This is a genomic window from Paraburkholderia sp. CI2 (assembly GCF_014201055.1).
Lineage (GTDB): Bacteria > Pseudomonadota > Gammaproteobacteria > Burkholderiales > Burkholderiaceae > Paraburkholderia > Paraburkholderia tuberum.
This window is the reverse complement of sequence record NZ_JACHDL010000006.1, coordinates 124,416-138,119: the sequence shown is the minus strand read 5'-3', so window position 1 is coordinate 138,119 and position 13,704 is coordinate 124,416. Positions and strand designations below refer to the sequence as shown.

The following is a 13,704-nucleotide window of genomic DNA, read 5'->3' as shown; positions in this document are numbered from 1 at the left end:
TCGCGCCGTTTGCTTCACCCGGCATTGGCGCCGCGTTGTGTTTGCCGCCGCTTTTGTCGGGGCATGCCAGTTTGCCCGGCCGGGCCGCCTACGCGTTCTGCCGGGCCGGTTCGCGCGCGAACCACGCGTCGATATCGCGCGTAACCTCATCGAGCGTGCCCGGCTCGACGTGCAGGCCGAGCTTCGAGCGCCGCCACAGCACGTCCTGCGCGGTGCGCGCCCATTCGGTATCGCGCAGATAAACCAGCTCGGCTTCGTGCAGTCCCGGCGCGAACTCGCGACCGAGCTCGGCGCGCGAGCGCGCGAGGCCGATCACGCGATTCGCGCGCGTGCCATACGCGCGCGCGAGCCGATGCGCGAGCGACGCCGGCAGCCACGCATGCTCGCGCGAGAACTCACCGAGGAAGCGATTGAAGTTCGCCTGTGCGATGTCGCCGCCCGGCAGCGGCGCGTCGACGGTCCACGCGGACCCGCCGTGGCGCAGCGCGTCGGTGAGCGTATCGACGGCCTGCTCGGCGAGCTTGCGAAACGTCGTGATCTTGCCGCCGAACACCGACAGCAGCGGCGCCTGTTCCGCGGGCGCGTCGAGTTCGAGCGAGTAGTCGCGCGTGACCGCCGACGGATTGTCCGCGTTCTCGTCCTCCAGCAGCGGGCGTACGCCCGAATAGCTCCAGCGCACGTCGGCCGGCGAGATCTTCTGCCTGAAGTAGCGGTTGATCGAATCGCACAGATACTGCGTTTCGTTGGCGTCGATCGCGACTTGCGACGGGTCGCCGCGATATTCGAGGTCGGTGGTGCCGATCAGCGTGTAGTCGTGCTCGTAGGGAATCGCGAAGATGATCCGCTTATCGGCGTTCTGGAAGATGTACGCGTGGTCGTGCTCGAACAGGCGCCGCGTGACGATGTGGCTGCCCTTGACGAGCCGCACGCTATGCGACGATGGCCGGCCGAGCGCGCCCTTCAGCAGCTCGCCGACCCACGGGCCCGCCGCGTTCGCGATCGCGGCGGCGCGCACGTCGAGCGTCGTGCCGTCCGCGCGTTGCAGTTGCGCGCACCACTCGCCGCCGGCGCGCTCTGCGTTGACCAGCTTCGTGCGCGTGAGGATCGTCGCGCCGCGCTCGTGCGCGTCGAGCGCGTTCAGGACGACGAGGCGCGCGTCGTTGACCCAGCCGTCCGAATAAACGAAGCCGCGCTTGATCGTTTCGACGAGCGGCGCGCCGGCCGGATGCCGGCTCATCACGATGCCGCGCGAGCCCGGCAGCAGCTCACGTTTGGCCAGATGGTCGTACAGGAACAGACCCGCGCGGATCAGCCAGGCGGGGCGCAGATCCGGCATATGCGGCATCACGAAGCGCAGCGGCCAGATGATGTGCGGCGCCGCGCGCAGCAGCGTCTCGCGCTCCTGCAGCGCCTTGCGCACGAGCCCGAACTCGCGGTACTCGAGGTAGCGCAGGCCGCCGTGGATCAGCTTGGTACTCGCCGACGAGGTGTGCGCGGCCAGATCGTCCTGCTCGCACAGCAGCACCGCCAGGCCGCGGCCGGCCGCGTCGCGGGCGATGCCGGCGCCGTTGATCCCGCCACCGACGACGAGCAAATCGTATTTCGTGCCTTGCGTCACCTGGTGAGCCTCTGCATCGAATCTGGGAGTCAGTTGGAAAGCTAATTGAACCAATCATGTTCGTTTTCGAACTTTAATGAACATATTCGAAAAAGTAAAGTTCGCTTCGACCCGAGCGAGCCTGGGTCGAATGGCACGGGAGTGGCACAACGCGCGGCCGCGGACGATACTCCCGGTAGCAGCCATTTCGAGGTGATGTATGCGTGGACTTTTGATGATCGGCGCGGCGGCGCTGCTGGCGGGATGCGTGAGTACGCCGAGTCTGGAAGGGACGAGGGGCGCAACGTCGTTCGAGGCGTTGCAGAAGATGTGCTCGCCGCAAACCGTCGACTACGGCAGCGACGCGCAGAACGTCTATGAGACGTTCTTCGATGCCTATGTGGCGAACCGGCGCGGCCGGCTGTCGAACGACGACTTCTGCGCGTTCCAGGCATCGATCGCGCAGCGCCATGCGAGCGAGGCGACGAGCAGCGATCCGAAGGTGCGCAACCAGTGGGTCGAGTTCTTCAACGAGCAGCGCGCAAGGGCGATCAGCTGGCGTGCGAGTGCCGATCCGACCTTGCGTAACGGGTAAGCAGCAGCGGGTTGACCGGCGAGCCGGTTCACTTGTGCGGCGCCGACGCTCCGCGCCACAGCATGCGCAAAAGCTGCGCGAACACGGCTTCACGTGATGGCTGCGGCGCTCCGTCGCCGGCGGAATCGGCCTGTTGCGCCGCCGACGGCGGTAGCTGGTTCGCGAACGCAAGCATCGTGAAGCCGTGCAGGCTCGTCCAGTACGCATAGCCGATCAGGCGCGGATCGCCTTCGAGAATACCCGCCTCGACGAGCCGCTCGAAGTGCGCTTCCAGCAGACGCCACGCGCGCTGCGACGCCGCGGCCAGTTCAGGGTAAGCGCCTTGCTGTTGCGGCGTCTGATCGAACATCAAGCGGTAGGCGTGCGGTTCATCGAGCGCGAAGTCGACGTAGGCCCGGCCGACGGCGCTGTGATCGATGGCGGGGGCGTTCGCGGGGATGCCGCGCGCGGCCGCTTCGAGGCGCGCGGCGAAGCGGTTGAACGCGGCGGCGCGGACCATCGCCAGAATTTCTTCCTTGTCGCGGAAATAGCGATACGGTGTCATCGCGCTGCAGCCGAGCTCCTTCGCCAGCTCGCGCATCGTCACGCCTTGCGCGCCGCGGGTCGCAAATGCGTTTTCGGCGACGCGTCGCATGGCTTCGCGAAACTGCTGGATGTCGTCGGTGGAGAGCGTCTTGGGCATGCGCGAGGGCGGGGAAGTCCGTCGCGTGAATTTACTGTGTAAATGAGATGCGCACAACAAAGCGCCGCGAAGGCGGCCCGCTGTCAGGGAATGAACGATACGAGCCCGGCAGTCGCGAGCGAAGCGCGCGGCGCATCCGCCAGGGCGGCGCGGATACGCCGCCAACGGCTATCGGATCGAACGACAGGGAATCTCAGGAAAAACGTTTGATGGCCCGCAATGCGGTGTCGCCGGTTTCGGTCACGCGCCATTCTTCGTTGCCCGATGCGAGGCGTTCGAGTTGCACCAGTTGGCGTTCGAGCAACGCATCGAGTTCTTCTCGGTCCATTTCGACCTGGTTGGGGGCGTCCTTGACGAGTAACAACGTGGCGAATTCATGCGGACTCAGCATCGTTCTCTCCATGTCAGCAAATTGCGGACAGCCTTGCAGTCGACCGGCAGGCCGGGGCGGGGTCCGCTAAGGATCAGGGCGGGAGGTACGGCTTACACGACAGATTCACAAACCGACGCCGTGCGAGACTCGCAACGCACGTTGGGGAACTGGAGTGTAGGCGAGCACCGATGAAACGCCAACCTGGTCCCCGTAAATTTTCCATTTGACAATTGGGCGCGCGATAGGCGGTCCGGCCCCGCAGCCAGATTCTTGATTTCACGCGAGGTTTTGCGTGCACCGCAGCATGGCGGAGATCGCCTGGAATTATCCGGCGATATAGATTTGACAATTCGCGGCGTTCAGCGCTTCGGCCATGTCGGCGGCCGGCGCGGCGTCGGTGAACAATGCGTCGATCTGCTCCAGATGTCCCTGGCGAACTAGCGCCGGGCGGCCAAACTTGGAGTGATCCGCGGCGAGGAACACGGTGCGTGCGTGCTCGATGATCGCCTCGGCGACACGCACTTCGCGCGTGTCGAAATCGCGCAGCGTACCGTCCGTTTCGATGCTCGACGTGCCGATGATCGCGAAATCGACTTTGAACTGCCGGATGAAGTCGATCGCCAGTTCACCGACGATGCCCTTATCCCACGGCCGCACGATGCCCCCCGTCACCAGCACTTCGCAATCCGGGTAGCCGCTCATCATGCTCGCGACGTTCAGATTGTTCGTGATCACGCGCAGTCCACGGTGGCGGTTCAGCGCGCGTGCCACTTCCTCGGTGGTCGTGCCGAGGTTGATGAAGAGCGATGCCTGATCGGGAATGTGAGTGGCGACTAGCGCCGCGATGCGTCTTTTCTCTTCATGAAACATGCGCTGGCGCGCGGTGTAGGAGACGTTCTCGGAACTGGTCGGCAGACTGGCGCCGCCGTGATAGCGGCGCAGCAGATTCACATCGGCGAGCCAGTTGACGTCGCGGCGGATCGTCTGCGGGGTGACGTCGAAGTGGCTCGCGAGGTCGTCCACGGTCACGAAGCCGTCGCGTTGCACCCACTCCAGCAATTCCTGTTGCCGGGCGTTGAGAGTCAGGCGGGGGTCTCGTGTCATGTGTCTCGGGTGGTGGCTGTCGTGTCGGCGTGGTCCGTCGCGATCATCGAGCGGCTGGCAGGAGGCCCGCCGTCGACGAACGCGATTGCGGCTATTGTAAAACCATCGCGCCCCTTGTCCCTTGTCCGCCAACTCGCCGCGAACGCTCCGGACCTGCTCGAACCTTCATTCAGGTGCAAGACGCATTTATTCATTTGATAAATGAATTTGTTTTTTGGCGCGCTTCGCGATGCAATCCTGCGTTCCGCGATTTACCTGCTTTACAACCTTTCCCATGATGTCCGGCGACTTTTTCGTGCCGGCCCGCGCTTTCGAGAGTGTTCGACATGACTGGCTTCAGCAACTGGCAAAACCCTTATCCGACGCAACGTCTGCCCGTATTCGCACGCAATATCGTTTCGACCTCGCATCCGCTCGCGGCGCAGGCCGGGCTGCGCATGTTGTGGAAGGGCGGCAATGCCGTCGACGCGGCCATCGCGGCCGCCGCAGCGATCACAGTGGTCGAGCCGGTGTCGTGCGGCCTGGGCGGCGACGCGTTCGCGCTCGTGTGGGACGGCAAGAAGCTGCATGGTCTGAACGCGTCGGGCGTGTCGCCGGCTGCGTGGAACGTCGATTACTTCAAGCGCAAATACGGCGAGGAAAACGGCTTCGCGAAACAGCCGAAGCGTGGCTGGGACGCCGTCACGGTGCCGGGCGTGATCGCCGGTTGGGAAGCGCTGCACCAGAAGTTCGGCAAGCTGCCGTTCGCCGACCTGATGGAGCCGGCCATCGAGATCGCCGAGCGCGGTCACGCGGTGGCGAGCATCGTCGCGTACAAATGGGCGGCCGCGGTGCCGGAACTGAAGGATCAGCCGGGCTTCGCGCAGACCTTCATGCCGCGCGGCCGCGCGCCTGAGGTCAGCGAGCTGGTGCGCTTGCCCGGTCACGCGAAGACGCTGCGCCTGATCGCCGAGCAGGGCCCGCGCGCGTACTACGAAGGCGAGATCGCCGAGCGGATCGCCGCGTTCGCACGCGAAGGCGGCGCCGCGCTGAGCGCCGACGATCTCCGCAACTACCGCCCGGACTGGGTCGAGCCGATCGGCAAGGACTATCGCGGCTACACCGTGCATGAGATTCCGCCGAACGGCCAGGGCATCGCGGCGCTGGTTGCGCTCGGCATCCTCGAGAAGTTCGACGTGAAGTCGCTGAAGGTCGACGGCGTCGAGTCGCAGCATCTGCAGATCGAAGCGATGAAGCTCGCGTTTGCCGACCTGTATCGCTATGTGGCCGATCCGCGGTCGATGGAAGTCACGCCCGAGCAGATGCTCGACGACGCGTACCTGAGCTCGCGCGCGAAGCTGATCGATCCGAAGCGGGCGACGCACTTCGACTTCGGCATGCCGAAGGCGGGCGGCACCATCTACATGTCGGCCGCGGACGAGAGCGGCATGATGGTCAGCTTCATCCAGTCGAACTACATGGGCTTCGGCTCGGGTGTGGTGGTGCCGGACAGCGGCATCGCGCTGCAGAACCGCGGCTGCGGCTTCTCGATGGATCCGAAGTCGCCGAACGTCGTCGAGGGCGGCAAGCGGCCGTTCCACACGATCATCCCGGCGTTCCTCACGCAGCAGGTGAACGGTCAGCAGGAAGCGGTGATGAGCTTCGGCGTGATGGGCGGCGACATGCAGCCGCAAGGCCATCTGCAAACGGTGGTGCGCATGCTCGACTACGCTCAGCAGCCGCAGGCCGCGTGCGACGCGCCGCGCTGGAAGGTCAACCGCGACTTCACGGTCGATATCGAGTCGACGCTCGATCCGAAGACCACCGAGGGCCTGCAGAAGCTCGGCCACACGATCAAGTCGGTCGACGATCCGTACATGGACTTCGGCTCCGGCCAGTTCATCTGGCAACTCGATCGCAACGAGCCGGAGCGCGGCTACGTGGCGGCCAGCGACAGCCGCCGCGACGGTCTCGCCGCCGGCTTCTAGGCCACAACGAGGCAACGCCCGGGGCCGAGGTCCGCACCGGGACTCAGGTCCGACACCCGGTAACACGTAACGAACGCGCGGCATGCCGTATGCCGCGCTATTGCGCGCCCGCCAGCCGCCTCGCTGACCCAGGCGGTGCCGCACCCACCACAGCTATCACGCAGCAGACAGGCAGGAGACCATCATGAACACCCCCGCGTCGCACTCGACGACCGCTTCCCCCCACGCCGCGCCGCTTTCGAAAGCGATGGTGCGGCGGATCGTTTTCTCGTCGTCGATCGGTAACGCGCTCGAGTGGTTCGACTTCCTGGTCTACGGCTACTTCGCGACGATCATCGCGAAACAGTTCTTCCCGATGCAGGACGAGTGGCTGTCGACGCTGCTCGCGATCGCCACTTTCGGCCTCTCGTTCCTGATGCGCCCGCTCGGCGCGATCGTGCTCGGCGTGTACGGCGACCGCAAGGGCCGCAAGGCGGCGCTCACGCTCGCGATCGCGCTGATGATGGTCGGTACTTTCACGATGGCCGTGATGCCGCCGTTTTCGACGATCGGTCTCGCGGCGCCGCTGCTGGTGCTGCTGGCGCGGCTCGTGCAGGGCTTCGCGGTCGGCGGCGAGTTCGGCAGCGCGACCGCGTTCATGGTCGAGCACAGCGCGACTCGGCGCGGCTACTACGCGAGCTGGCAGTTCGCGAGCCAGGGTCTCGCGGCGATCACCGCGGCGGCCTTCGGTTCGCTGCTGACCGCGTGGCTGCCGGCCGAGCATCTGAACAGCTGGGGCTGGCGTGTGCCGTTCGTGTTCGGTCTGCTGGTCGGGCCGGTCGGCTACTACATCCGCTCGCATCTCGACGAGACGCCCGAATTTCTCGCATTGCGTGAAGAACGCGCGGCTCGCGAGGCGGCTGGCGAGCACAAGGTCGTCAGCGGAACGAAGGACGCGTCGTTCTCGAATCAGTGGGTCAACCTGCTGCTCGCGATCGGCATGGTTGCGCAGTCGACGGTCGGCGTGTACGTGCTGCAGCTCTACATGCCGCTTTACGCGGTCAAGCAGCTGCATATGGCGGCGGCCGCGTCGTTCGGCGTGGTCGTGCTGAACGGCGGCATGCAGTTCATCTTCTCGCCGATCATGGGCGCGCTGTCCGATCGCATCGGCCGAATTCGCATCATGCTGAGCACGTCGATCCTGATGGGCCTGCTGATCTATCCGATGTTCGCATGGCTGCAGACACATCCGACGATTGGCTGGCTGCTCGTGCTGCAAGGCGTCGCCGGTATTTTCAAGGCCTCATACTCGGGGCCGATGCCCGCGCTGATGTCGGAGATCTTCCCGACCCACGTGCGCTCGACTGGCCTTTCAATCGGTTACAGCATCGGTGTGACGATCTTCGGCGGCTTCGCGCCGACCATCGTCGAAACCTTCATTCATTTGACCGGCGACAAACTCGCGCCAAGTTATTACGTCCTGCTTGCGGCGGTACTTTCGGGCGTATCGCTGATCATCGTCGCGCTGCGCATGCGTCGCGTGCGTCCCATCCCGGGCGACGTCCAACCTGCCTGAGAAAGAGGGGGCCCGCCTAGGGGGGCCCGCCTAGGGGGGCCCGCCTAGGGGGGCCCGCCTAGGGGGGCCCGCCTAGGGCGCCCGCCCGTGTCCCCAACCCCGCCGGGTCTGATGTCTGTCCGAAAAGCCAGCCTTTTGGGCTGGCTTTTTTTGCCTTGCGCACATCGTTTTAACACGTTGGAAGATTTCGACTATCTTGAAATCGGAACTGCGTCGATGCGGCATGGTCTGTGCTGTGTGATCTGCATGGTCGGATATCTCCGGCTAAGATGCAGAGTACAAGGGCCCAACTCTAATTCACGGCGTTGTATCCGACACGCAGAAACATCACTGCGAGCGCGGTGGCAGTTGCGAAGAACTCCACGGGTCGGTACAGCATGGGAGCAAGATACGATGCACACAGAGCTGAACCATGTCATGCCCTGGCGGATCGAAGACATCGATCTGACGCGCATTGACCGTCAGAAGGCCGCGGCCAACGAGGACCTGCTGCTGTTGTTGTGCGCGGCTTCGTTCATCGAAAGCGGCACCGATCTCTACACCAGCAATCTGAGTACGTTTTTCAACGACGATCCCGAGGTCTCGGCCTGGCTCAACCACGAGTGGGAGCCCGAGGAAATGCAGCACGGCCGGGCGCTGAAGACCTATATCGCGTATGTATGGCCCGAGTTCGACTGGGACACCGCGTTCCGCAATTTCATGGGCGAGTATTCGCTCACGTGCTCGGTCGAGGATTTCGAAAAGACCCGCGCGCTGGAGATGGTCGCGCGTTGCGTAGTCGAAACGGGTACCGCGACGCTGTACCGCGCGATCAACGAGTGCTCGGACGAAGCGGTCCTCAAGCAGATCACCGACAACATTCGTACCGACGAAGTCCGTCACTACAAGCACTTTTTCAGGTACTTCAAGAAGTACAACCGGATCGAGGGCAACGGTCGGCTCGCGGTGCTCGGCGCGTTGATGCGTCGCGTGATGGAAATCAAGAACGAAGATTCGGAGATCGCGTTGCGGCACGTGTTCGCGATTCGCTATCCGGAGCGCGTGCACGACTCCGCGTATAACCGCGAGCGCGCGGCGCGCATCAACAAGCTGGTGCGCCGCAATCTGTCCGCCGACATGTGCGTGAAGATGCTGCTCAAGCCGCTCGATCTGCCGGCGCGCATTCAGCCGGGTGTGCATTATCCGCTCGCGAAGATCACGCAGCACGTATTCTTCCGCTGAGCTATCGAACGTTGCGCGAGACATCGGCTGAATGCAGCTGCAACGACCTGACGAAACGAACCGGAGCCCGCTCATGCGGGCTTTGGTTTTTTCGAGGCATGATGGAGCTTTACCGACTACTTCGACTGGATCGATGGCATGAGCGCTTCCTCCTCCGCATCTACGTCCGCGCGTCCGCTCGAACAGATCGTGTTCGACGAATGGCCGGCCAACGTGCGCGCGTTGTTCGACGGTTCGTCGCTTGCGGACAAGCAGGGCTTCACCGCGTCGCTACTGACCGTCGACGCGAACGGCCACGTGCGCACATCTCTGCTGAGCGTCGGCGAACTCTATGCGCCCGACTCGCGCACGCTGTGCATCGCGCTATGGCCGCAGGCGCGCGCGACGCGCGCGATCGCGCAAAGCGGGCGCGCGGCGCTGAGCTTCGTCTGCGGTGCGGCGTTCTATCAGGTGCAGTTGCGTGTCGCGCCGCTGCCCGGTGTTGCTGGCGACGACAGCGGCCTCGTCTATCTGCTCGGCTCGATCGACACAGCGGAAGCGCAAAGCGTCCGTTATGCGCGCCTGACGGGCGGCATCACGTTCGAATTGCAAGGAGAGGGGAGTGTGGTGCTCGAGCGATGGGAACGGCAGGTCGAGCATTTGAAGCAGGCTGCCGCCGCGAGCCGCCGTTAGTCTTCGAGCAGGGAAGCGCTAACGGCTGATGCGCGGGCAGCCTTTAGGCCGCGCGACGCTTAACGGCCACGGTCGCCGTTGCGCGACGGTTGCGCACCACGCGGCGCATCGTTGCGCTTCGCGCCGCCGCCGAGCAACGCGCCCGGATTGCCGTTGTGCGAACGATTGCCCTGCGGCTTGCGCGGCGCATGGTGCGCGGGAGCGCCATCATGCGCGGCGGTACGCGGCCGATCGTCGTTACGCTGCGTATCGCGACGCGGCTGACTGCCATTGCCGGCCGGCTTCGCACCTTGTGGCCGCGGCGTGGGCTGAGCGTTCGACGCACGCTGGCCCGAACGCTGACCCGTGCCTTGTCCCGAACGCTGACCGGAGCCTTGAGCCGGCTTGGCCGGTGCGCCACCACCAGCACCGCCGTCACGACGCACCGCACCTTGTCCCTGGCGCGGCGAGCGCCCGCCACCGCCCTGCCCGCGTCGCAGGATCGGCTCCGGCTTCGCGGTCGGGTCCGGCTCGAAACCGGCGATCACTTCCTGCGGGACCGGACGCTTGATCAGCTTCTCGATGTCCTTCAGCAACTGCAGTTCATCGACGCACACGAGCGACACCGCCTCGCCGGTCGCACCCGCGCGACCCGTGCGGCCGATGCGATGCACGTAGTCTTCCGGCACGTTCGGCAGATCGAAGTTGACCACGTGCGGCAACTGATCGATATCGATGCCGCGTGCGGCGATGTCGGTCGCCACCAGCACCTGCAGCGTACCGTCCTTGAACTCGGCGAGCGCGCGCGTGCGTGCCGACTGGCTCTTGTTGCCGTGAATCGCGAGCGCGCTGATGCCGTCCTTCGTCAGCTGCTCGGCGAGGCGATTCGCGCCGTGCTTGGTGCGCGTGAACACGAGCACCTGGAACCAGCTGTGCTGACGGATCAGATGCGTGAGCAACTCGCGCTTGCGGTCGCGATCGACCGGGTGAATCTTCTGCGCGACCGTTTCGGCCGTCGTGTTGCGGCGCGCGACTTCGATCAGCGCCGGCGAGTCGAGCAGGCCATCGGCGAGTGTCTTGATCTCGTCGGAGAAGGTCGCCGAGAACAGCAGGTTCTGGCGCTTCGGCGGCAGCTTCGCGAGCACGCGCTTGATGTCGTGGATGAAGCCCATGTCGAGCATGCGGTCCGCTTCGTCGAGCACGAGGATCTCGAGATGCGACAGGTCGATGGTCTTCTGCTGCATGTGATCGAGCAGACGGCCCGGCGTCGCGACGACGATATCGATGCCGCGCCTGAGCGCATCGATCTGCGGATTGATGCCGACGCCGCCGAACATCACGGTCGACTTCAGCTTCAGATACTTGCCGTAGGCGCGCACACTTTCTTCGACCTGCGCGGCAAGTTCGCGCGTCGGCGTGAGGATCAGCGCGCGCACCACGCGCTTGCCGCCGGCGGCCGGCGGCATCGAATTCAGGCGCTGCAGGATCGGCAGCGTGAAGCCGGCGGTCTTGCCGGTGCCGGTTTGCGCGCCGGCGAGCAGATCGCCGCCGTTGAGCACGGCCGGGATCGCCTGAGTCTGGATCGGAGTCGGGCTGGTGTAGCCGAGTTCATTGACAGCGCGGACCAGCGGTTCGGACAAGCCGAGGGAATCAAAAGACATAAAAGCTCTTTGCAATGCAGTGTCGCGAACGGCCCCGCTGGGCCCAAAGGACCCCAACGCGGAAAAACCAGCGCGGCATCGACACGCCCGCATGGCGTGTTCGAGGCCGAGGCCCGGTTCCGTTCACGGAGAAATCGGCGGCACGCTCACAGATGTGCCGAATGTTTCAACGCGCTATGCAGACACGTCGACTGGCCTTAAGTTGCAATTCGTCGCCGTGGAATGTCACGCGACATAGCGCGCGACACTGACGAATTGACACAGACTGCCCGCCAGTACGAACAGGTGCCAGATACCATGTCCGTGGCGGATGCGCTCGTCGTTGATGAAGAAATAGATGCCGACGCTATAGATGACGCCGCCGGCCACGAGCCACGCGGTCCCCGCGGCCGGCAACGCCTGCACCAGCGGGTGGACGGCTACGAGCGCGAGCCATCCCATCAACACATACAGCACCATCGACACGCTGCGGGTGCGTCGCCCGAGCGTGAGTTCCTGCACGATGCCGAGGGCAGCGAGCCCCCAGCTCACGCCGAATAACGACCAGCCCCACGGTCCACGCAACGTGACGAGCGTGAACGGCGTGTAGCTGCCGGCGATCAGCAGGTAGATCGCCGAATGATCGCATTTCTGCAGAATCGCCTTCAGACGCGGATGGCTGACGCCGTGATACAGCGTCGAGATCGCATACAGCACAAACAGCATCGCACCATATACGGCGAAGCTGACGACCTTGTACGCGTCGCCGGCGAGCGCGCCCATCGTGACGAGCGTCGCCAGCCCCACCACCGACAGCACGGCGCCGACGAGATGGGTGATGCTGTTCAAACGCTCACCGAAGGGCACAACTCTTTCCTCCTGCACGGTCCCACGAGGGCAACCTCCAACACAAATAGCCCTACATGATACCGGTCCTGAAAGAACGAAGGGCGCGGCCGCGAATTTCGCAGGCCGCGCCCGGGGTGCGTCGAACCCTGCTTAGTCGAGCGGCGCCGAACGCAGGTCGGCCACTTGCTGCGGCGACACGGCCGTGCCGTGGTTGCCCCAGGACATACGGATGTACGTCACGACCGCTGCGACTTCCTGATTCGACAGAGCTTGCGCGAACGGCGGCATGCCATACGGACGCGGGTTCCCTTCCGTGCTCGGCGGATAACCACCGTTCAGCACCATGCGGATCGGGTTGACCGCGGACGGCATCTGGATCGACTGGTTGTTCGCGAGCGGCGGGAATGCCGGCGGCCGGCCGAGACCGTTATCCTCGTGGCACTTCGCGCAGTTGTCAGCGTAGATCTTCTGACCTTGCTTCAGCAGTTCGCCGCCGAATTTTTCCGAGGTTTCGAGCTGCAGCGGTTCCGGTGCTTCGCTCTTCTGCGGAATCGTCTTCAGGTACGTCGCCATCGCGTTGATGTCTTCGGTCGACAGATACTGCAGGCTGTTGTGAACCACTTCAGCCATCGGACCGAACACCGCACCGCGGCTCGACACGCCGGTCTTGAGCAGGTCGGCGATGTCCTTGAGGTCCCAGTCGCCGAGGCCGGCTTCGCGGTTCGACGTCAGCGACGGCGCATACCAGTTCTGCAGCGGAATCAGGCCGCCCGCGAACGCGGCCGAGTTGACCGGGGCGCCCATCGCATTGATCGACGTGTGGCACATGCCGCAGTGACCAAGGCCTTCGACCAGATACGCACCGCGGTTCCATTCGACCGACTTGGTCGGATCCGGCTTGAACTCGCCTTCACGGAAGAACAGCGTGCGCCAGCCGATCAGCATGTTGCGCTGGTTGAACGGGAATTTCAGTTCGTGCGGACGGCTCGGCACGTTGACCGGCGCGACCGAGCGCAGGTACGCGTAGATCGCGTCCGAGTCGGCGCGCGTGACCTTCGTGTAGCTCGTGAACGGGAAGCCCGGATAAAGCAGGCTGCCGTCCTTCGAGCGGCCGGTGTGCATCGCGCGATAGAAGTCGTCCTGGGTCCACTTGCCGATGCCGTACTGGTCGTCCGGCGTGATGTTCGGCGTGAACATCGTGCCAAACGGCGTGGCCATCGGCAGGCCGCCGGCGAACTGCTTGCCGCCGCGCACCGTGTGGCAGGCGATACAGTCGCCGGCGCGGGCGAGGTACTCGCCCTTCTTGATCAGGTCGGCCTGGTCCGCGGGCGTTGCCGCCACGGCTGCGCCGCTGCTATGCAGATTGTCGCCGCCCGACCAGAGGACGGGAACGAGTGCGGCGGCCGCGACCACGACGACTGCCGAGAGGGCGAACAAAGACTTGTGTTTCATTTGAATGTCTCTCCCGGC

The 13,704-nt window shown here is 64.6% G+C and carries 12 protein-coding genes; 5 read left to right on the top strand and 7 right to left on the bottom strand.

All coding sequences use genetic code 11. The features are described 5' to 3' along the window. Positions 1-88 precede the first annotated feature (88 nt). The gene (glpD, locus tag HDG32_RS11180) at positions 89-1,618 is read right to left on the bottom strand and encodes a glycerol-3-phosphate dehydrogenase (RefSeq protein WP_184066652.1); all 1,530 of its coding nucleotides are present in this window, start codon (positions 1,616-1,618) and stop codon (positions 89-91) included. Between the two features lie 199 nt (positions 1,619-1,817). Here glpD and HDG32_RS11175 point away from each other — a divergent pair, with 199 nt between their 5' ends. Then, the gene (locus tag HDG32_RS11175; protein WP_184050855.1) at positions 1,818-2,192 is read left to right on the top strand and encodes a hypothetical protein; all 375 of its coding nucleotides are present in this window, start codon (positions 1,818-1,820) and stop codon (positions 2,190-2,192) included. A 28-nt stretch (positions 2,193-2,220) separates the two neighbouring features. Here HDG32_RS11175 and HDG32_RS11170 read toward each other — a convergent pair whose 3' ends face one another. From HDG32_RS11170 to HDG32_RS11160, 3 genes are all read right to left on the bottom strand, one after another. Continuing rightward, on the bottom strand, positions 2,221-2,874 hold the full coding sequence (locus HDG32_RS11170; RefSeq protein ID WP_184066650.1) for a TetR/AcrR family transcriptional regulator: 654 nt from the start codon (positions 2,872-2,874) through the stop codon (positions 2,221-2,223). A gap of 193 nt (positions 2,875-3,067) precedes the next feature. Beyond that, positions 3,068-3,265 (bottom strand): hypothetical protein, encoded by a 198-nt coding sequence (locus HDG32_RS11165; protein ID WP_167368606.1) that lies wholly within the window; start codon positions 3,263-3,265, stop codon positions 3,068-3,070. Positions 3,266-3,571: 306 nt separating this feature from the next. Then, positions 3,572-4,351, bottom strand: a complete 780-nt coding sequence (locus HDG32_RS11160; protein WP_184066648.1) for a DeoR/GlpR family DNA-binding transcription regulator — start codon at positions 4,349-4,351, stop codon at positions 3,572-3,574. 326 nt (positions 4,352-4,677) lie between these two features. On the opposite strand from HDG32_RS11160, the gene HDG32_RS11155 reads away from it, so the two are divergent. The 4 genes from HDG32_RS11155 (at position 4,678) to HDG32_RS11140 (ending at position 9,766) form a co-directional block, all read left to right on the top strand. Next, a complete protein-coding gene (locus HDG32_RS11155) occupies positions 4,678-6,318 on the top strand; it encodes a gamma-glutamyltransferase family protein (RefSeq protein WP_184066646.1) in 1,641 nt (546 codons plus the stop codon). Positions 6,319-6,502: 184 nt separating this feature from the next. Then, complete coding sequence (locus HDG32_RS11150; protein ID WP_184066644.1) at positions 6,503-7,873, top strand: MFS transporter; 1,371 nt, start codon at positions 6,503-6,505, stop codon at positions 7,871-7,873. A gap of 393 nt (positions 7,874-8,266) precedes the next feature. Beyond that, positions 8,267-9,094, top strand: a complete 828-nt coding sequence (locus HDG32_RS11145; protein WP_026226031.1) for a ferritin-like domain-containing protein — start codon at positions 8,267-8,269, stop codon at positions 9,092-9,094. A 138-nt stretch (positions 9,095-9,232) separates the two neighbouring features. Then, positions 9,233-9,766, top strand: a complete 534-nt coding sequence (locus HDG32_RS11140) for a hypothetical protein (protein WP_184066641.1) — start codon at positions 9,233-9,235, stop codon at positions 9,764-9,766. 59 nt (positions 9,767-9,825) lie between these two features. Here HDG32_RS11140 and HDG32_RS11135 read toward each other — a convergent pair whose 3' ends face one another. From HDG32_RS11135 to HDG32_RS11125, 3 genes are all read right to left on the bottom strand, one after another. Then, positions 9,826-11,406, bottom strand: coding sequence for a DEAD/DEAH box helicase (locus HDG32_RS11135; RefSeq protein ID WP_184066638.1), 1,581 nt, complete (start codon positions 11,404-11,406; stop codon positions 9,826-9,828). Positions 11,407-11,631: 225 nt separating this feature from the next. Then, complete coding sequence (gene trhA, locus HDG32_RS11130) at positions 11,632-12,252, bottom strand: PAQR family membrane homeostasis protein TrhA (protein ID WP_184066635.1); 621 nt, start codon at positions 12,250-12,252, stop codon at positions 11,632-11,634. A 132-nt stretch (positions 12,253-12,384) separates the two neighbouring features. Then, positions 12,385-13,686: a cytochrome c gene (locus HDG32_RS11125; protein WP_184066632.1), complete on the bottom strand. Its 1,302-nt coding sequence runs from the start codon at positions 13,684-13,686 to the stop codon at positions 12,385-12,387. Positions 13,687-13,704 lie beyond the last annotated feature (18 nt).